This window comes from Micrococcus sp. EWR3.9.1 (assembly GCF_052615555.1).
In genome coordinates this window covers 169,918-188,239 of sequence record NZ_JBQXFD010000004.1, presented here as the reverse complement: position 1 = coordinate 188,239, position 18,322 = coordinate 169,918, and the positions used below count along the sequence as shown (strand labels likewise).

The window sequence follows — 18,322 nt, the reverse complement described above, 5'->3', positions numbered from 1 at the left end:
CCGCGTGTCCACCATCGAACGTGGCGACCTGGCCAAGGCCCAGCTCGACACGCTGCGCCGCTACGTCCAGACCCTTGGAGGTACAATGTACCTCGAGATCCAGCTCCGGGACGCGACCTTCAAGATCGCTTGACTCCAAGGACCCGTGAGTGGGTAAGCCCACACAATCCCCAACCGCCAATGGAAGACTTAAATGACTGATTCTCAGATCACCTCGAGCAAGACCACTACCTCCAAAACCCTCAACCGCCGTACCGTTGCAGCCGGTCTGACCTGGACGGTCCCGACCATCGCCGCCGCTGTTGCCGCGCCCGCGTACGCTGCGTCCACGACGACCCTGACGGCTACCAATGTCACCCCGCAGATCTACCAAGGCCGCTACTACCGCGTGGACTCCAGGTGCACCTATAACGGCGGCTTCTTGGACACTCAGGGCGTTACCCCCTCGAATGGCGCATACAACGGCTCGACCCCGATCGGCGACGGTTTGCGCAGCCCCTCCTCCTCAATCGGCTACTGGCTCGAAACCTCGAACACAACGTCCGGAACGGCCCGGATCGATGCGGTGACCACCGTATACACGTTCAACAACCCGATCATCATCGACCAGTGCCCCACCGGTGGATACAACACGACTGGCACGTGGCGCTGGACGCAGTGCACCACTCTGAACGGCTGGTCTTATAGCCTGTCTGCAGACCGTAAGACGCTCACCATGACGTGGAACAAGCCCACCATCGTGAACACGTCCACCTCTGCCTTGCGCTCTGGTGACTACCTGCCCGGCTTCTTTATCAACTACCACGTCGCTGGTAGTTGCTCCGTGGCCACGAACACCACGGTCACCACGAACACCACGATGACGTACTCGACGAAGACGAATCCGGGCGGTACGACCACCACCAAGAACATTCCGGCTCGCCCGATCATCTGATCTCACGCGCCTGCTTGAATGGCACCTGTCTTTCGGAGGCGTCGGGGCCACTTGACATCGGCTGGCACGCCTACCAGTAGCTCTCCATGTAGGGGCATCCGACGCCTGGGCTTCTCGGCCCGGTAGAGCAATTACAGGTGGTCGAGGTCGCTCGATAGTCGATCAATGAGGGCGGACCGTCCGCGCTGACGTACTCCGGAGGCCGTTCTTGACCGAAGACCTCGGGAGTACTCGTATCCGGTCATGTCTCCACCAGATAGCGACATGATGGGCTTGATGCACGTCTAGGGCGTGTTGCTAAAGGAATCGGGTAGGTGAATGCGCGAGTCTGAGGAAATGTCTCGTGATGTTATCTCAGACGAAGTCTGGGCCGTGATCGGCCCACTGTTCCCCGAAGCCAAGACCACCGGGCGTCCGCCCATGGATCGGCGCATCGTGGTCGAGGCCACCGCGCGGCGGTTCCGCACCGGGGCGCCGTGGCGGTACCTGCCCGAGCGGTTCGGGAACTGGAACACCATCTACAAGAACTTCAACAGGTGGGCCGCCCAGGGTGTGTGGGGGCAGGCGCTCGAGCGCACTCAGTCGATGGCCCAGGCGGCCGGTGAGCTGGACTGGGTGGCCTCGATCGATTCCACGATCGTGCGCACCCATCAGCACAGCGCAACCCTGCCCCGCACCACAGGGGGCCCTGATGAACTACAAGAGATCAGCGGAGAAGCCGTCTGATCACGCGATCGGACGTTCCCGTGGCGGTCTGACGACGAAGTCTCATCTGGTCTGTGACGGCAAGGGGAGGGTGCTGGCGTTCGTGGTGAGCGGCGGCCAGGTCGCGGACACCTCGATGTTGGCCACCATGATGGAGCAGATCAGCGTTCCCGGGGCCCGTGGCCGGCCCAGGGCACGGCCTGACCGCCTGAACGTGGACAAGGGCTGCCCCTCGAAGGCGAACCGGGCCATCGACTTCGGGGAAGACCAGCGCTAGTGCTACCAGGGACGCAACGTCGTGGAGCGGTGCTTCAACCGGCTCAAGCAGTGGCGAGGGATCGCGATGCGCTCGGACAAGTACGCCCGGAACTATCACGCCGGGCTCAGTCTCGCAGCGACACGGCACTGGCTCGCCACCATCCTTTAGCAACACACCCTAGAGCGGAGTGGGGCCGATGTGCTGGAGCAGGTGGTCGGCGCGACGCTGGGTCGTCGTTTCGAAATCGTTTGTCGCTACGAGGTCGAGACCTGCCTGCCGTGCACGAAGGAGTGCCTCGGGGTCATCGATGAGAGATCGCAGAATCTCCACCATGCCGTCGATGTCTCCCCTCGGCACCGCCCAGCCCACACCATGGCGCCGCACGAGCGGGCTCAGCGTGGCGTTCGCGTAGCCGAGCACCGGTGCACCTGATCCCAGGGACTCGAAGTAGGTACAGGACGGGTCGCCCTGGAGGTGGGGCAGCAGCATGAGGTCGACGGTGTCCCGTACGTCGTTCAGCCACTCGGTGCGGTAGTCGCGGAATCCACGGAACTGGACCCAGCCTTCCGCGCGGTCCTGCAGTGTCTCGCGCATTGGCCCGGTCCCCAGAAAGGCCATCTCCACCGGCAGACCCGCCCGGCGTGCCCGATGGGCGACTTCAAGAGCGTACTCAGGGCCCTTGATCGGGTCCAGTCGACCGGAGAAGGCCATGCGAAGAGGACCCTCGCCGTCCCATGCCCGAACGGCACGCGCGGCTGCGACGTCTGCGGCGTAGATTCGATGGTCCATGAAGGCCAGCGGGGTGGCTGACTGCTTACCATAGGCCCGGAAGGCAGCAGGTCCGTTGCACTGAAGAGATCTCGCTTTCCGAGCCTGTCTGCGTAACCCGGCCTCGACACGAAGGAGTCCGACCGCTGCACGAGCGAGCGGGATTCCGGAGGACGTCGCACGGTGGATGCCGAGACGGATGCCGTAGTCCACCTCGGCCGTCAGTACTGCGGGCGTACGGGCTTCGGTCATCCCTCTCCAATGGGGTGCCAGGAGACCCAGCGTCAGGTCCAGGCCCAGGGAATCGATCTCAGCCGGGACGGGCTGAGCTTTGACGATGTCGAAACCCAGGCTGTCGACGTCTGCGGTCACGTAGGCCAGTGGGAGCGGTTCGGGGATGTCATTCACCGCAGGCGCGAGGACGATGACCCGTCCTGGCCAACTGCGAGCCAGCTCAGTCAGGCCCGAGAATCCGCGCGCCTCCATGGCAACCAGGCCACCGGAAGAGAGGATCGGACCGGGTAGCACGTATCCGAGCCGAGGGCCCGGTGTAGACGGCACATTGAGACCGAGGGGCATCAGGCGCTTCCTTCCCCGTACCGGTCCCCGGGCACGGCGAGCCATTCCGGCAAGAGGAGTGCGGACTCAGAGTACGGATAGTGGCGTCCAAAGAACAGCGGCGCTACGACCCTGCGCGGTCGCTGCCCGGGGGGTCGAGAGGAGGCGAGGTAACCGCCCCAGTATGAAAATGTAGAATTAGCCAGGATCAGGTTATCCGCGCTCGAGACCTGGGCCAGGTCTTGGAACATGTCATGTGGCGAAGGCATCACCCGGACATCGCCGCCCGCAAACAGGTCCGACAGATGGGTCACGCACCAGTCGGGATCGTCGGAGACAAAGACCACCGGCGCCCCTCCCGGGGAGTCGATTTCTTCGATCGCCACCCGCACGAATTCACGAACGTCGAATCCGTAATGACGCCGGAATTCTGGGTTGCTGTAGTAGTCGCCGCGCCGCACGTTCACCACCGTGGCCCCCGGCGTGACGGTGCCCCAGCGATCGCTGAAGGCCGACCCCTGGAGGAGCATGTCCCGGCAGAACTGCTTCAGGTCCGGGTAGAGGAAATCCACATTGATCTCGTGACCCCATTCCACGGTCCGTGACTGGAAGAAGGAAACCTTGTCCTCCGTCACCGTCAGTTCGCGAAGTCGCGGGAATTCCTGGAGCCACGGTTCCATTTTGGGCTTGTACCTCACAAGCCAACTCACCCCGGTGGACCGTTGACGAGCCCACGCGGTCACCCACAGGAAGAGAAAATTCCCACCGTTCATGGGTTCATTTCCCCAGATCACGTACGGCTGACGTCGGCGGATCGGAGCCACACCGCGTGCGATGGCATCTCTGACGACTTGCTGCACAGGGTGATCATATCCGGCTTCTGCTCACACTGAGGAGATCCTGTACACCCACCGTGCGTACCCCTCAGACAGGACCCTCTGCTCCCGATAGCATCACAGCATGAAGGGCATCATCCTCGCCGGCGGCACGGGCTCCCGGCTGCATCCCATTACCCACGGCATCTCGAAGCAGCTCGTCCCCGTCTACGACAAGCCGATGATCTACTACCCGCTGTCCACCCTCATCCTCGCGGGCATCAGCGACATCCTTGTCATCACCACCCCACACGACGCGGAGCAGTTCCAGCGCCTCCTCGGCGACGGTTCCCAGTTCGGCGTCTCTCTGACCTATGTGCAGCAGCCTTCCCCAGACGGCCTTGCCCAGGCGTTCATCCTCGGCGAGGAGCACATCGGAACCGACCACGTCGCCCTTGTGCTCGGCGACAACATCTTCTACGGCCCCGGCATGGGCCAGCAGCTGCGCCGTCACACCCAGGTCGACGGAGCCACCGTGTTCGGCTACTGGGTGGCGGACCCCAGCGCCTACGGCGTGGTGGAGTTCGACGACGCCGGCAAGGCCGTCTCACTGGAGGAGAAGCCCGAGGAGCCCAAGAGCAACTATGCGGTGCCCGGGCTGTACTTCTACGACAACGACGTCGTCGAGATTGCGAAGAGCCTCAAGCCGTCGGCACGCGGCGAGCTGGAGATCACCGACGTGAACCGCACCTACCTGGAACGCGGCAGCCTCAACGTGGAGGTCCTGCCGCGCGGCACGGCGTGGCTAGACACGGGCACATTCCACGACCTGAACGACGCGTCCAACTTCATTCGCACGGTCGAGTCCCGCCAGGGACTCAAGGTCGGTTCTCCTGAGGAAGTGGCGTGGCGCCAGGGGCTCCTTACAGATGAGCAGCTTCAGGAACGAGCCCAGCCACTGGTGAAATCCGGCTACGGCCGCTATCTGCTCGACCTGCTCAACACCGCAAGATGAGCATGGAAACCGTCGTGCGCGCACGAGGACATCACACCGACGCCGTCATCGTGACGGCCCTGATCGTGGCCCTTGTGGTCCTCCCCGCGATTGTTGCAGGCACCGCCGGTGCGCTCTGGATTCCTCACAACGACTCGTGGGCTCATTCACGGATCGCCGCTTCGTTTGCCGAGACCGGCCGGGTGCATCTCGTCGGATTCAACCGGGCCTCGATGGTCGGGATGATGGTGCCCCTAGGTTCGCTTGCGTCCAGCGTCGTCGGCCAGCATGTGTTCGTGATGCTCTGCGGAGCCGCCATGATCGGCTTCTCTTACGGCACGGCGCGACGGGTTCTGCCGAGGGGCCGCTCGTTGCTGGTCGCGGCGTTGGTCGGAGTAGCTCCAGGCTTTGCACTGCTGTCGACGTCCTACATGACTGATGTCCCGATGATGGCGGGCATTGCGGGTGGTCTGTACTTCGGTGCCCGCTACCTCGACGGCGGCGGCGTCCTCAACCTCATCGGGAGCATGGCGTTTGGGCTGTGGGCGACCACGGTTCGAGAGCAAGGCCTGGCAGCAGTGGCGGCGGTCGCGGTGACCGCCTGGCTCGTCCGGCGGGACAGACGGCGCGTCATTTTCGTTGCCTCGCTCGTCACGCTGGCCGCTATCGCCGCCTTTGAGGTCTGGCGCCGTTCGCAGCCAGGTGACGACCCACCCATGGTCGATCCCACAATTGGAGGCGCGGTGCGGGCCCTCGCAATGGGGGTCATGACCTTGATGTTCGTCTGTTCTCCAGCGGTCCTACTCGGTGCCTCAAAGCCGCGCTCCGCCGCAGCCTGGTCTTTCGGCACGGCAGGCGCCCTCACTACGGCAGGGCTCGTGTTCCTCCTCGGGCGGGGCGCCCTGCTGGGAAATTACCTGGCAGCCGACGGCGGCTACATGGCCATGTCCCACGGCGCGCGTGACACGGTGCCGGGCTGGATTCTCTGGTGCGCCGCAGGACTGGCGATCCTCGCCGGCACCGCGGTGGCGGCCCTGTGTGGCGATGTCACGACGCGTGCACGTCGTCGTCCCGGCCGGCCATGGCGATCGGCTGGTCACCCCGTCGCCCTGCTCATGGCCTCGTTCTTGCTGATCTACTTCGCGGGCATCACAGTGCAGACGTTCTCGGGCCAGGCGATGTTCGAGCGGTATCTCTACCCGCTCATCGTGCCCCTGAGTGTGCTGGTGCTTCGGGCCACACGGCCACGGGGGGCCCAGAAGGTTGCCGCCGCGACGGCCGCCCTCATCGTCGTGGCCGCCACTGCCCTGGTGACTCTCCATACGTGGTCGAGCACGGGCGTCGTGTGGCAGGCGGCGGAGGAGCTCGTGGCGGAGGGGCTGGCGCCGCAGGACGTGGACGCCGGATTCGCCTGGGTAGGGCTGCACTCGAACGTGGGCGTAGCAGAAGATCCGACTCGATCAGACGTCGTCGGCGGGTGGGCTGCGCTCTTCTCCGACTCGCGTCAGTGCGCCGTCGTGTCCATGGGACACCCCGTGGCAGCCACGGAACCCGTTCGGACGATCACCTACACGAAGTACCTGTTCTTCGGACAGGACCGTGTGGTCATCGAGCGTCTGGACCCCTGCCGCTGATGACGGCGCGGACCAAGCGGTCGCGGACTCTCGCGCCGACCGCTTCCCAGGTCATGCGCGCTGCGTGCTGTGATGCGCGGCGCCCCGACTCCTTGGCCACAGCCGGGTCCGCCAGACGCAGCATGGCTTCACTGACCCCCCCTAGATCTGACGGATCCACAACGATCCCCCCGTCGCCGATCATGTCTGCGGCCCCGCCCACAGTGGTCCCGATGGAGGGAATGCCCATGCGGCCGGCCTCCGCGTACACGATGCCTGCGGGCTCGAGTCGGCTGGGCACGACGAGACACGTGGCTTCGGCGAAGAGGCGTCCCAGTCGCTGTTGCGCCGCCGGCTCTGAGATGGGCAGGGGCCCGTGCACTACGACCCCGTCAGCATCGATGTCGGGGACACCCGCGCCGACCAGGTGGAGGAGGGCGTCGGGGTACAGGTCGCGCACCTGTTCAAAGGCCTTGACCACGGCGTCGCCGCGTTTACGTTCCCAGTCGTGGCCGACGAAGAGGAACCGCGGCGAACTCCAATCCTTGTCCGTGGAAGGCTGCCCCTCTCGATTGACGCCCAGCCCCGTCACCGTGATCCGGTCGCGAGGAATTCCGTAGTCGTCACTGATGGAGTCAGCGGCCCAGGACGTGGCCGCGAAACAGATGCCCGCCTTCTCGTAGACGCTCTGCTGCAGGCGCCGTCGTCCGTCGATGAGAGCTGGAGGCAGGTCAGGAAACGGACCCCACGCGTGCTCGACCGCCTGGGCGATCGTCATATCCTCGAAAGTGGCGAGTCGTCGGTGGTGAACTCGGTAGCCCGTGCCGATCTGGAGGACGGCGTCCACATGGCGGGGAACGCGGTACAGTGCAGTCAGCTCCACCAGGCGGGCGTAGGCAGCACTCTCACGGCCAAGCGTCAGCAACTCGTCGGCCGTCGGGCGAAGCCGTTGTGCCGTCACCCGAGTCCAGACTCGAGCGGCAGTGGACGGCGGGGTCAGGTCCACCGGCACCACCCGAACTCCCGCCGCCTCGAGGCCCCGGATGAGACCCGCCGGAGTGCCAGACCAAGACTGGGGGTCAGTCGGGTCCCCCGGGTATGTGACGGCTACGGTGAGTGTCACCCCGGGATCGTTGGCTCGCATGTGGCCATTACACCAGACGCCGAGGGGTGCTCATCGCTGTCCCGCAATTCGCGGCAGATTCGTGAGCGCATTGCGAATTCGTTGGCTGAACTCCACTTCGGAAAACTGCTCGGCGTGCGCCTGCATCGCCGCCCGGTCCCAGTCATGTGCCAGCAGACGTTCCACCCCTCCGGCCACCGCATCCACCGTCGGCTCATCCACGAATACCCCGTTGACGCCGTCCTCGATGGTGTCCAGGTAACCGCCGGCCCGTAGCGCCACGGTAGGCACGCCCCATGCACTCGCCTCGAGCGGCGTGATGCCGAAGTCCTCGTGGCTCGCGGCGATCAGTGCCGTCGCGTGTGCGTACGCCCAGCGCAGCTGCGCGTCGGTGAGGTCCTGGCCGAACACCACGTCCTCCCCCGCCATCGCCCGCAGCCGGGCCTCCTCCGGGCCCTTGCCGATCACCACGAGCGGCCGCCCCGCGCGGGCCGCAGCCTCGATGGCCACATCCACGTGCTTGTACGGCATGAGCCGCGCGACCGAGAGCAGGAAACCGTCCTCCGCCAGCCGCTCGGCGCCGGGGATCGGCGCCTGCGGGCCCTCCGTGCTCACGGAGTGCGGCGGGAACACGAGGTCCACGCCGTCGAGCCCGTAGACGTCTTCGATCCGCTCCCTCACCACCGTGGAGTTGGCCACATAGCGTGATCGACGCCGGACGGACGCGCGGTCCCACCTGCGCAGACCCGGGCGCAGCACGCGGGCGATCCGGCCCTTGATGCTGTCCCGGCCGCCCTCGCCCAGGTAGTCGTCCAACAGGTACACCCAGCGCGCCGGCGTGTGGCAGTAGACGAGCGTGGCGCCGTCGTAGCGGAATCCATGCGCCCAGCCGGAGGTCGAGACGACGGCGACCGGCTCCTTCACGTGCATCAACGACGACGCGAACGGCAAAAGCGGCAGTGCCCTCCGCGGGTCCTTCCGCAGCGCTCCCACCCGGTTGAGGGGCGAGGTGATGATGTGCGCGTCCTTGAACTCCGGGAAGGTCCCCTCGGGGTCGTAGAACGTCGTGTAAATGGGGGCATCGGGCCACATCCGGTGCAGGGCGAGCACCACCCGCTCCGCCCCGCCCTTCTGGGTGAGGTAGTCGTGGGCGATGGCGATCGTTGCGGGAGTCTGTTCCGACATCGCGTCCCCTCAGATGGCCCGCTGCGCGCGGTGGGGGCGGGCACGTCCGGCCTCGGCGGCACCCTCCACCTGGAGGGCGATGAGTCGACGGGCGAGCCCCCGGGGCAGGTGGTCCGCGACGGCGTCGATCAACGCACTGGAGCGCGTGAGCGTGGCTTCGGTGGTGCCCAACGCCACCAGGCGCACGGCAGCACCCCACACGCCTCGCGGAGCACCGATGGTGCCGAGCGGTGCCGCCCCGTGCTTGCTCACGAACATGTTCCGCGCGGCCGTGCCGTGCAGGGCCCGCACCGCCTTCGAGTGCGTCGTCACGGCGGCAGCGTGGTGCCGCGTCTCCAGCTCGGGGCGGATCACCACGGGATAGCCTGCCGCGTGCAGCCGGTAGCCGTAGTCGATGTCCTCCCACCCGTACTGTCGGTAGTCCGGGTCGTAGCCGCCGATCTGCTCGTGCAGGGCACGGGGGACGGACACGTTGCCCGCCCAGTGCCGCCACTGCCGATCCGCTGGCAGCGCATACGCGTGCTCGCGGTGCAGGACGTCCTGGGCGTCACCGTAGGCGCGCTGATACGGGGTGGGCTCCAGGACGTTCAAGTAAAGTCCGATCGCTCCGCCAGGCTTGCCCGCGTGCGCGGCCACGTGGTCCCGGATGTAGTGGGGTCCGGGCTCGAGATCGTCGTCCGCGCGGATGAGGATGCGGCCGGACGTCGCGTCGGCGCCGGCGTTGAGCGCAGCGACCCGTCCGCGGTTCTCCCGGAAGACGGTCCAACTCAGGTCCAGGCCCGGATGTTCTGCGGCCAACTGGGCGAGCACCGCTTCCGACCCGTCCACATCCCCGTCCACGACCACGTAGACCTCGAACGGCGGGGCGTCCTCCTGCGCGGTGAGGGCGCCGATCAGGCGCGGCAGCCGCTGGGCTCCGCCCCGGCTGGGGACGATCACGCTGGCCTCGGGGGTCAGGGGCGTCTCGGTCATGAGTCCTCCGCGGGGATCATAGGGACAGGTCATCCAGGAGCTCGGCGACGGCGGCGCGGCCGGCCTCGGGAGAGAACAGCGACTCCCAGCGGCGTCGCTGGGAGTGGGCCACCGCCCCCAGATCGACCGCGCGCACGGCCCGCAAGCAGCCCGCGAGTGCGGCAGCGTCGCGCTGCGGAACAACGAAGGGGTGATCGCTGCCGACCACCTCGGGAACGGCCCCCGCATCGGAAGCCACCACCGGAACGCCCGCCGCCATCGCCTCGGCCGTCACCAGGCCGAAGACCTCGGCCCACTGCGACGGCACGGCCAGCACGTCCACGGAGGCCAGGAACTCACCGCTGTCCTGCCAGCCGAGCACCTGGACGTCCTCACCGGCTGCCTTCAGGGCGGTGGCGAGCCGGTCGGCCTCGTCCTCCGCCACGAATCGGCTCTCCCCCGCGACGCGGAACACGAAAGCACCCGGGTCGGTCTTCCGCAGCAGCGCGGCGGCCTCCAGGAGCGTCACGATGCCCTTGTCCTCGGACAGCCGGCCGAGGAATCCCACGGTCACCGGCTCATCGGCACCGCGGGCCCGCCCTGCCTGCGGCGCCGTCGGGGCCGGAACCCAGTTGTGGAGCACGCGGGCCCCGCGGATGCGGTCCGCCGCGAACCGGGACGGCACGAGGACTGCGAGCGCACCAGGACGCGCCAGGGCGGAGAACACGCGCAGAAGCGGTTTCTCGGGCACCTGGTGCAGGTGCACGATCCGGCGCGGCCGGCCGGCCAGGGCCGTGGCCGGCAGCAGCCCGTTGCACCAGGCGACGTCGTCGTCGCCGCGGCCGCGGTCCCAGGCCCGGAGAGCGCGTATATACCCCAGGCGTCCGGGCCCACCCACGCGGACCACGTCGAAGCCGTCCGCGGCCAGGCGATCGGCGGTCTCGGCCGGGTGGGCCGGGGCCACGACGCCCACGTCCCGCCCGAGCTCGCGCAGGGCCGTGGCGAGGTGGTGCAGCATCACCTCGCCGCCGCCCACCTCGCCCTGGTTCGCCAGGATCCAGATGCGACCGGTCATCCTGAGGTCTTCCCCACCCGGCGCCCGAGCACCTCGAGGGTCGCCTCGGCGGTCGCCCGGGCCATGGTCTCCACGTCGCCCACGCGCACCTCGCCCGGGCCGTCGGCCGCGGCACGCATGACGGCGTCAGCGATGGCCGCCGGAGTGGTCTCGTGGGCCAGGCGCTCGGGGGGCAGGATCTCCCCGTTGCCGCCCACGTCCGTGGCGACGGCGGGCAGGCCCGCGGCCGCGGCGTCGAGCAGGGTGTAGCTGAGGTTCTCCCACGCGGAGAGCTGCACCAGCACGTCGTGCTCGGCCATGGTGCCCCACGGCTCCACGAAGCCGGGCAGGTCGACCGCCTCCGCGACACCGAGCGCCTCGGCCTGAACGCGCAGCTCCCCCTCCAGGGGGCCAGCGCCGGCCAGCGTCAACCGCGTCCCGGGGTCGCGCTCCAGCAGGGCCGGCAGCGCGGCGATCAGCCGGTCGAGGTTCTTCTCGGGCGCCAGCCGGGACAGGGAGAGGATCCGCAGCCCCTCGCCCGGTGCGCGCCGCTGCCCCGCGGCCGCGGCCCGGACTGCGGGCAGGTCCACGCCATTGCGCACCACGCTGAGGGGCGCCCCCGCGCCCCACTTGCGCTGGAGCACGTCCGCGGTGGACTGCGCCACGGCGATCACGAGGTCCGTGCCGCGCAGCCGGGCGCGGTGCGCGGCGTTCTTCACCCGGGCCGCGGCCGCACGGTTGTACAGCCCGTCGTCCGGGGCGATTCCGTGCTCGGTGCTGAGCAGCGCCGGTGCACCGGGCCGCCGCAGGGCCCGCTCCGTGCCCAGCGCCGTGAAGGCCGCGAGGTCGGCGTAGGCCAGGTGCGTGTGGACCGCGGCCGGGCGCAGGGTGCGCACCGCCGTCCGGAGCGTGCGCACCGAGGCGGTCAGGCCGGCGTCGGGACCGACGTCCCCGGTGAACACCGCCGCACCCTGCTCGCGCAGTCGCTCGGCGAGCGGTCCCTCGGGGCAGAGCACCGCCAGACGCAGACCGGGCAGTCCCACGCGCGCGACGTCGAGGACGTGCCGGGCCACGCCGCCGAGGTCGGCGACGGGCACCACCCAGAGCGTCAGCGGGGCCGGGGCGGTCGTCACCGCCTCGGGGATCACAGCCACTGCTCCAGGCGGTCCAGGGCCGTCCAGAAGCCCTCGCCGTTGTTGATGTGGCCCTGCCAGATCTCCGGGATGAAGCTCACCCCGGGGGCCAGGCGGTCCAGCTGCTCGCACAGCACGGGCCAGTCCACGTCGCCCTCGCCGATCTGCGGCCCCTCCCCGTCCACACCGGTGGCGTCCACGAGGTGCAGGTGGATGGTGTGCGGGGCCAGCTTCTCCACCATCTGCGAGAAGGGGATCCCCAGGAACGTGGCCGAGAGCTTGGAGTGGGAGATGTCCAGGCACAGCGGCACCCCCGTGGCCTCCACGAACGCCACGGTGTCGTCCGGGTCCATGAAGAGGTTGTGGTACTGCTGTCCGCCCATCAGCCACGGGAACGGCGGCAGCGTCTGCGCGGCGATCCGGATGCCGGAGGTGTCCAGGCGCTGCACGGCCTCGGCGATGCGCTCGTACTTCGGCAGCCGCTCCTCCGGGCGGATGTGCCGGTCCAGGGTGAACCCGCCCATGGTGATGACCATGATGGGCTCCTCCTCGTTCGGGAACCAGCGCTTCAGGTTTCGGGTGATGTCGATCGTGCGCTGCACCTCGGCGATCGAGCGCTCCCACACGGCGTCGTCGTCGCTGGCCAGATCCACGAGGAAGTCACCGGAGAAGATGTCCGGCAGGTGCGTGGTGAAGCCCATCGGCATGGGCTCACGGAACACCGAGTCGATGTCGATCTCGAGATCCTTGTAGGAGAAGTGGAACTCCAGGAAGTCCGGGGTGCAGTCCTTCGTCAGCGCCTCGACGTCGTGGTAGCGCACCGGCAGGCCCCAGGGGCGCCGGAACTCGAACTGGCGCCCGGTGGGCACCGTGTCCGTGAGGTCGCCGGCGAAGAAGAAGTCGCCCTCGGCCATCTCGCGGTGCAGCGTGCGGCCGACCAGACGCGGCAGCTCGTTGGGCTGCAGGCCGCGGCCCGGGGACTTCACGGTCACGTCGTCGGCGGTGATCGTGACGCCGGCCTGCAGCGGACGGGCCGCCACCAGGGACTTGGCCAGGTTGATGCGGTTCATCGCCTCGCCCGTGGAGACCACACGCTCGGTCCCGACGCCGATCGACTCCTCGATATCCCGGGTCTGCCGGACCATCTGCGCGAACTCCTCCGGCAGCAGGGAGACCTTGTGGTCGTTGCCCTCGAGGCCCCGGTCCACGGTGAAGTGCTTCTCGATGATCGCGGCCCCCCGGGCCACCGCGGCCAGCGCCACGTGGAAGCCGCGCTCGTGGCCCGAGTAGCCCACCGGCGTCTGGGCGATCTCCGCGAGCCGGTCCAGGTAGGCCAGATTCACGTCCTTGTAGGGGGCGGGGTACGTGGACTGGGCGTGCAGCATCGCGAAGGGGACGCCGAAGGAGCGCACGAGGGCCACCGACTCGCGGATCTCCTCCTCCCGGGACATGCCGGTGGAGAGCACCATCGGCAGGCCGGAGGCGGCCGCGTCCCGCAGCAGACCGTGGTTCGTCAGGTCCGCCGAGGCGATCTTCACGCCGTCCACCGGGTACTCGCGCAGCACCCGCATGGACGGGGCGTCCCACGGGGTGCACATCAGGGCGACGCCGGCGTCCCGGACGTGGTCGAACACCCGCACCATGTCCTCGGCGGAGAGCGAGAACTTGGCCAGCTCGTCCAGGGTGCGCTGGGCCCCCAGGTCCTCGCCGGCGGTGGCCGCACCGGACTGCCGGTACAGGGCGTCCATGTCCCGCAGCTGGAACTTCACGGCGTCCGCGCCCGCCTCGACGGCCAGGTCCACGAGACGGCGGGCCAGGTCCACATCGCCCTGGTGGTTGTTGCCGATCTCCGCGATCAGGAACGCCGGGTGGCCCTCCCCGATCCGGTGCCCGCCGATCCGCAGCTCCGCCTCCCGGTTGATCGCCAGGGCCGTCAGGCGGCCGCGCTCGTCCAGCAGCGGAAGGTGCAGCGCCCCGGTGGGCAGGGCTTCGCGCATCTCGGCCGGGGAGGCGCCCAGGGGCGCCGTCGCCGGGTCGCGATGGGCGACGTCGGCCGCGGCCACGTCCAGCGACGCCTCCGGATGCGCCACGAGCCAGCGGCGCACGTCCCCGTCCGTCAGGGAGCCGACGAGGAAGCCGTGGGAGTCCACCACGAACACGGTGCGCTCGCGGTTGTCGGTCATCTTCTGCAGGGCGGCCAGGAGCGAGTCCTCGGGGAAGACGAGATAGGGGGTGAGCCTGCGTTCGATGATCACTGCGTGCCTCCGGGGGTGCGGTTCGGGCCGGTGATGGGGGTCTCGGCGGTGCGCGGGGCACCGAGGTCGGGGCGGTGCTGGAGCACCTTCTGGACCGCCAGGTACTGGTCCATCTGCTGCTCGGCCAGGGCGAAGTCCAGCTCGGTGTCGATGTCCACGCCCTCGAGGTCGTCGAGCTCCAGCATGCCGATCCGGCCGCCGAGCCGGTTGTGCAGCCGGTCATAGACCCAGGGGCGCGTCACATACAGCGACCCGTTCTCGCGGAACCGCAGGTCGGCGCGCGTCATGTCCTGCCGGCGCTTGCGCGCCGTGACGTCGAAGTCCGGGATCGGCTCCCCGTCGGGATCCTCGGGACGGCGCCACAGGAACGGGGACACCGGGACGACGCCGACCAGCGAGTCCACCCCCGTGTCCCGGAACTGCCGCACGGCGCGGTCCAGGGTGCCGGGCAGGCGGAGCGGGCTGGTGGCCTGGAGGAGCATCACGCCCTCGGGCTCGACGCCGGCCGCGCGCTCGGCCGCGAGCACGTGCTCGATCACGGGCTCGGTGGGGGTCGAGTCCTGCGCCAGGTGGGCCGGGCGCAGGCCCGGCACGTCCGCGCCGTAGCGGAGGGCGACCTCGGCGATCTCGGCCGAGTCCGTGGAGACCACCACGTGCAGGTCCTCCTCCGCTTCGAGGGCGGCCTGGATGGTCCAGGCCACGAGCGGGTGGCCGCCGAGGAGGCGGATGTTCTTGCCGGGCAGCCCCCGGGACCCGCCGCGCACGGGGATGACGCACAGGATGCTCACGCGGTCTCCTTCCAGACGTGTTCGGCGATCGCGGCCGCGGGGTCCGCGGTCGGCGAGGCCAGGGGCGGGGTGGGCTCCGGGGTGCGGCCGGGCCGCCACCGGGTCATGCCGTAGCGCTGCCAGAACCCCTCGAGCCAGGCGGGCGGCTCCGGGTGGACGGCCCACGCGGGCCTGCCGGCCTGCGCGGCCTCGAGGATCCCGGTGGAGAAGACGGCGGCCACGGGCCCGCGGGTGGCGACGAGGGGCGCCCCGGCGTCGTCGATCCGCACGCCGGCCCTGCGCCAGGCCGCGTGCTGGCCGCGGGAGAGGCGATCCCGCTCGGCCGGGTGGGGGCGGTAGGCGGCGCCGGTGGCCCGCACGTACTGTTCGGCGGCTGCGGCGAAGTCCCGGCGGGGCAGCTCGGCGCCGTGCAGCTGGCCGAGGAACACCCCGGGGCCGTCGTCCCCGGCGCCCGAGAGCGCGGGCGCGGTCCGGCGGGCCTGCTCGAGCAGCGCCGAGCCCACCGGGACGGCCTCCACATCGGCGCGGCCCTGGGTCCACCAGTCCGCGTCCGCGCTCGTGAAGGCGTACAGGGTGCCGTCCTGCGGGACGGGCGGCGTGGACACGGCCAGCAGCCCGTGCTGGACGACGCCGATCTGCGCCCCCCGCTGCCGGGCCCAGCACACGGCGGCGCGGCCCGAGGGCAGGTACTCCCCCGCCACCAGGACGCGGCGGAGCCCGGGCAGGCGATCCGTCACGACGTCGGCGGTGGCGGCGTGCTCCCGGTGGCCCGCGGCCCCGGGCAGGGCGGGTGCGTCACCGGCGGGCAGCACCCAGCCGACCCCGGCGGCGACCTCCGGCCGCGCGGTGGCCAGGGCAGCCACGGGCGAGGCCAGCGCGGCCAGCTGCGTGGGGCCGAAGGACTCCAGGGCGACGAGGGTGTGGACGTCCCCCGCCGGCAGGAGCAGGCGGGGGGCCTCGTCGCCGGTGGACCGGCGGCGCGTCAGGGCGCCGGCCACGCCGCGCACGGTCGAGCGCGCGGTGTCCGCGGCCCGCCGGGTCAACGGCCACTGGGCGCGCTGCCACGCGTGCCAGCGCGGCAGGTCCTCGGAGCGCCAGAAGAGGGGCGCGTCGGTCATGCCCACCACCCCTGGGCCATGGCCGCCCGGTGCGCGAACGTGTGCTCCGCGTGCGACCGGCGGCGGCCGGCCTCCCGGATGCGCGCTCCCCAGGCGGGGTCCGCGACGACCCGGCGGCCCAGCTCGATGAGGTGGTCCGCGTCCTCGAAGACGAGCACCTCCTCGTCCGGGACGTAGAACTCGGCCACGTCGGCCCGGTCGACGAGCTGGAGACCGCCCATGCCGGGCACCTCGAAGGTCCGCATCGCGTGGCCGGCCTGCAGGCCGTGGATGTTGATGGCGCCCGCGGCGGCCGCCTGCACGGCGTACGCCTCCTCGAGGGGGATGTCCCGTTCGGCCGGCAGGTCCGGCCGGGTCAGCTCCCACGTGCGCAGGCGGTCCACCGGGTGGTGGCTCCACTGACGCCCGTAGGCGCGCACCGGCACCCCGGCCGCGGCCAGGCGGGTGAGCAGTTCCACGCGATTCGGGTAGCGCGAGCCCACGAAGACCAGTTCGTCACGCCGCGGCACCTGGGGCAGCGCCATCGCCGGGTCGAAACCGTTGGGCATGTAGTGGGCGTCCACGCCCTCGCCGGCCAGCAGCTCGGCCTCGGTACGGGCGTAGCTGAGCACCGGCCCGACGGAGCGCAGGAACTCCATCGAGTAGTCGTGCCGCGCGAGGTCGTCGTACAGCCAGAGCATGCGGGGCAGGCCCGCTTCGAGGATCTCGGACCAGAAGGCCTCGCCCAGCGAGTCGCCCTTGATGACGAGCACGCGGTCCGGCCGGGCCTCGCGCAGCGCGGCCACGGCCCGCCCCGTGTCCCAGGCGACCCGCGCGGCCGTGCGGTCCACGCCCGCCTTCTGCGGCAGCTCGAGCAGCCCCTTGTTCCGCAGCTTCATGCCGAGCGTGGCGTAGGCGTCGTAGCAGTGCACCGTGACGTCGAAGCCCTGGGCCGCCCACGCCGCCGCGATGGAGCGGTGATAGCCGTGGAACGCCGGCGAGACCAGGAACAGCCGTTCCGGTGAGCGGCCGCCCCACACGTCGAGCGGCGCCGGCACGGTGTAGCCGGTGGCGCTCATCGGCGCTGCCCCTTCCAGACCAGCGCGTGCTCGTCCCGGAGCACGGCGCGGGCGTCCACGTCCACACCCCGGGCCTGCCGGAGCGCGTTCACGGCGAAGTTCGCCCCCGTCGCTGCGGTGAGCGCGGCCTTGAGGACCCGGGGGTGACCGAACTTCCGGGCGTAGCGGTACCGGGAGTCCACCAGCCAGCCGCGCCGGCGCAGCGGGTCCGAGGAGCCGTGCAGCCCGTGCGGCACACGGACGGCCGGGACCACGATCGACGGCACGCCGCGCTCGCGCAGGCGGCGCTGCAGGTCGACCTCCTCGGAATTCATGAAGTACTCCTCGTCGAACCCGCCGACGGCGCGGACCTGCGCCATCGGCAGGAGCAGCACGGCGCCCATCACCCAGTCGACCGCCACGGGCGAGGCGGACCGGGCCGCCGCGACGTCGTGCCCCACGGCCTCGTGAAGCACGTCCAGGTGACGGAAGCGGGCCAGCGGAGTCAGCCACTCGACGGTCTGGTGCAGGACCGTGGGGAAGTGCCGGCCGGACCACTGCGGCGTGCCGTCCTCGTTGACGACCTGCGGGCTGACCACGGCCGGCTGATACGGAGCGGCAGCGGCCACCAGCGCGTCGATCTGCGCCCCCGTGATCTCGGCGTCCGAGTTGAGGACCAGGGCCAGCTCGGTGGTGACCGCGGCCAGGCCGGCGTTCACGTTCGCCCCGAAGCCGCCGTTGCGCTCGCGGCGCACCACGGTCAGACGCGGATCGTGCGCCTCGGGGTACGGGGTGGGCGAGGCGTCGTCCGAGACCACGACGGCGGCCAGCGCGTCCCCGGGATCGGCCAGCAGGCGGTCGACGAGGGCGAGGGTGGGGGCCGGATCGCCGTAGTGCGGGATCACCACGGTGACGGCCGCCGTGGTCGGCTGCGCTGCCATGCGGGCTCCTCCCTCGGCTCAGATGGAGGGCGCACCCAGCGCCCGAGAACCTGCGACGAGTATAGAGAGCGTCTGGCGAGGGCCCGTGCCG

General features: G+C 69.8%; 17 protein-coding genes. 5 read left to right on the top strand and 12 right to left on the bottom strand.

Annotated elements, in window-relative coordinates; genetic code table 11:
* The first annotated feature begins 193 nt into the window (after window positions 1-193).
* The 3 genes from ACUJ8O_RS04545 (at window position 194) to ACUJ8O_RS04535 (ending at window position 1,916) form a co-directional block, all read left to right on the top strand.
* A complete protein-coding gene (locus tag ACUJ8O_RS04545) occupies window positions 194-934 on the top strand; it encodes a hypothetical protein (protein WP_063189843.1) in 741 nt (246 codons plus the stop codon).
* Window positions 935-1,252: 318 nt separating this feature from the next.
* Entirely contained in the window at window positions 1,253-1,660 is a 408-nt protein-coding gene (locus ACUJ8O_RS04540) for a transposase (RefSeq protein ID WP_082836661.1), read from the top strand.
* A 70-nt stretch (window positions 1,661-1,730) separates the two neighbouring features.
* Window positions 1,731-1,916 (top strand): hypothetical protein, encoded by a 186-nt coding sequence (locus ACUJ8O_RS04535; RefSeq protein ID WP_082836660.1) that lies wholly within the window; start codon window positions 1,731-1,733, stop codon window positions 1,914-1,916.
* A gap of 159 nt (window positions 1,917-2,075) precedes the next feature.
* Here the strand turns inward: ACUJ8O_RS04535 and ACUJ8O_RS04530 are convergent, their stop codons facing one another.
* Together ACUJ8O_RS04530 and ACUJ8O_RS04525 are read right to left on the bottom strand one after the other, a co-directional pair.
* Window positions 2,076-3,245 carry a glycosyltransferase gene (locus ACUJ8O_RS04530; RefSeq protein ID WP_135019304.1) on the bottom strand — a complete coding sequence of 390 codons (1,170 nt, stop codon included), beginning with the start codon at window positions 3,243-3,245 and terminating at the stop codon, window positions 2,076-2,078.
* Window positions 3,245-4,084: an alpha-1,2-fucosyltransferase gene (locus ACUJ8O_RS04525; RefSeq protein ID WP_129867290.1), complete on the bottom strand. Its 840-nt coding sequence runs from the start codon at window positions 4,082-4,084 to the stop codon at window positions 3,245-3,247. The genes ACUJ8O_RS04530 and ACUJ8O_RS04525 overlap by 1 nt, the downstream gene beginning before the upstream one ends.
* A gap of 100 nt (window positions 4,085-4,184) precedes the next feature.
* On the opposite strand from ACUJ8O_RS04525, the gene rfbA reads away from it, so the two are divergent.
* A complete protein-coding gene (gene rfbA, locus ACUJ8O_RS04520; RefSeq protein ID WP_036317379.1) occupies window positions 4,185-5,054 on the top strand; it encodes a glucose-1-phosphate thymidylyltransferase RfbA in 870 nt (289 codons plus the stop codon).
* A gap of 2 nt (window positions 5,055-5,056) precedes the next feature.
* Window positions 5,057-6,667 carry a glycosyltransferase family 39 protein gene (locus ACUJ8O_RS04515; RefSeq protein ID WP_063189838.1) on the top strand — a complete coding sequence of 537 codons (1,611 nt, stop codon included), beginning with the start codon at window positions 5,057-5,059 and terminating at the stop codon, window positions 6,665-6,667.
* Here ACUJ8O_RS04515 and ACUJ8O_RS04510 read toward each other — a convergent pair.
* The 10 genes from ACUJ8O_RS04510 to ACUJ8O_RS04465 form a co-directional block, all read right to left on the bottom strand.
* A complete protein-coding gene (locus ACUJ8O_RS04510) occupies window positions 6,639-7,529 on the bottom strand; it encodes a glycosyltransferase family 4 protein (protein ID WP_194205109.1) in 891 nt (296 codons plus the stop codon). The genes ACUJ8O_RS04515 and ACUJ8O_RS04510 overlap by 29 nt on opposite strands.
* Window positions 7,530-7,820: 291 nt before the next feature.
* Window positions 7,821-8,954 carry a glycosyltransferase gene (locus tag ACUJ8O_RS04505; protein WP_445373188.1) on the bottom strand — a complete coding sequence of 378 codons (1,134 nt, stop codon included), beginning with the start codon at window positions 8,952-8,954 and terminating at the stop codon, window positions 7,821-7,823.
* Window positions 8,955-8,963: 9 nt separating this feature from the next.
* On the bottom strand, window positions 8,964-9,926 hold the full coding sequence (locus ACUJ8O_RS04500) for a glycosyltransferase family 2 protein (RefSeq protein ID WP_445373187.1): 963 nt from the start codon (window positions 9,924-9,926) through the stop codon (window positions 8,964-8,966).
* A gap of 16 nt (window positions 9,927-9,942) precedes the next feature.
* On the bottom strand, window positions 9,943-10,980 hold the full coding sequence (locus tag ACUJ8O_RS04495; RefSeq protein ID WP_363798641.1) for a glycosyltransferase family 4 protein: 1,038 nt from the start codon (window positions 10,978-10,980) through the stop codon (window positions 9,943-9,945).
* Window positions 10,977-12,113, bottom strand: coding sequence for a glycosyltransferase (locus ACUJ8O_RS04490; RefSeq protein WP_363798643.1), 1,137 nt, complete (start codon window positions 12,111-12,113; stop codon window positions 10,977-10,979). The genes ACUJ8O_RS04495 and ACUJ8O_RS04490 overlap by 4 nt, the downstream gene beginning before the upstream one ends.
* Window positions 12,104-14,347 carry an N-acetylneuraminate synthase family protein gene (locus tag ACUJ8O_RS04485; protein ID WP_135019308.1) on the bottom strand — a complete coding sequence of 748 codons (2,244 nt, stop codon included), beginning with the start codon at window positions 14,345-14,347 and terminating at the stop codon, window positions 12,104-12,106. The genes ACUJ8O_RS04490 and ACUJ8O_RS04485 overlap by 10 nt, the downstream gene beginning before the upstream one ends.
* Window positions 14,344-15,135 (bottom strand): acylneuraminate cytidylyltransferase family protein, encoded by a 792-nt coding sequence (locus ACUJ8O_RS04480; protein ID WP_135019309.1) that lies wholly within the window; start codon window positions 15,133-15,135, stop codon window positions 14,344-14,346. The genes ACUJ8O_RS04485 and ACUJ8O_RS04480 overlap by 4 nt, the downstream gene beginning before the upstream one ends.
* Complete coding sequence (locus ACUJ8O_RS04475; RefSeq protein WP_445373186.1) at window positions 15,132-16,253, bottom strand: RNA-binding protein; 1,122 nt, start codon at window positions 16,251-16,253, stop codon at window positions 15,132-15,134. Before ACUJ8O_RS04475 ends, ACUJ8O_RS04480 begins: the two co-directional genes overlap by 4 nt.
* Window positions 16,250-17,311 (bottom strand): CgeB family protein, encoded by a 1,062-nt coding sequence (locus ACUJ8O_RS04470; protein WP_123243899.1) that lies wholly within the window; start codon window positions 17,309-17,311, stop codon window positions 16,250-16,252. Before ACUJ8O_RS04470 ends, ACUJ8O_RS04475 begins: the two co-directional genes overlap by 4 nt.
* The gene (locus tag ACUJ8O_RS04465; protein ID WP_061867431.1) at window positions 17,308-18,231 is read right to left on the bottom strand and encodes a glycosyltransferase family 2 protein; all 924 of its coding nucleotides are present in this window, start codon (window positions 18,229-18,231) and stop codon (window positions 17,308-17,310) included. Before ACUJ8O_RS04465 ends, ACUJ8O_RS04470 begins: the two co-directional genes overlap by 4 nt.
* Between the last annotated feature and the right edge of the window lie 91 nt (window positions 18,232-18,322).

Coding starts and splice junctions, on each gene's coding strand:
- ACUJ8O_RS04545 (WP_063189843.1), top strand. CDS start 194: ATGACTGATTCTCAGATCACCTCGAGCAAGACCACTACCTCCAAAACC.
- ACUJ8O_RS04540 (WP_082836661.1), top strand. CDS start 1,253: ATGCGCGAGTCTGAGGAAATGTCTCGTGATGTTATCTCAGACGAAGTC.
- ACUJ8O_RS04530 (WP_135019304.1), bottom strand. CDS start 3,245: ATGCCCCTCGGTCTCAATGTGCCGTCTACACCGGGCCCTCGGCTCGGA.
- rfbA (WP_036317379.1), top strand. CDS start 4,185: ATGAAGGGCATCATCCTCGCCGGCGGCACGGGCTCCCGGCTGCATCCC.
- ACUJ8O_RS04515 (WP_063189838.1), top strand. CDS start 5,057: ATGGAAACCGTCGTGCGCGCACGAGGACATCACACCGACGCCGTCATC.
- ACUJ8O_RS04505 (WP_445373188.1), bottom strand. CDS start 8,954: ATGTCGGAACAGACTCCCGCAACGATCGCCATCGCCCACGACTACCTC.
- ACUJ8O_RS04500 (WP_445373187.1), bottom strand. CDS start 9,926: ATGACCGAGACGCCCCTGACCCCCGAGGCCAGCGTGATCGTCCCCAGC.
- ACUJ8O_RS04495 (WP_363798641.1), bottom strand. CDS start 10,980: ATGACCGGTCGCATCTGGATCCTGGCGAACCAGGGCGAGGTGGGCGGC.
- ACUJ8O_RS04475 (WP_445373186.1), bottom strand. CDS start 16,253: ATGACCGACGCGCCCCTCTTCTGGCGCTCCGAGGACCTGCCGCGCTGG.
- ACUJ8O_RS04470 (WP_123243899.1), bottom strand. CDS start 17,311: ATGAGCGCCACCGGCTACACCGTGCCGGCGCCGCTCGACGTGTGGGGC.
- ACUJ8O_RS04465 (WP_061867431.1), bottom strand. CDS start 18,231: ATGGCAGCGCAGCCGACCACGGCGGCCGTCACCGTGGTGATCCCGCAC.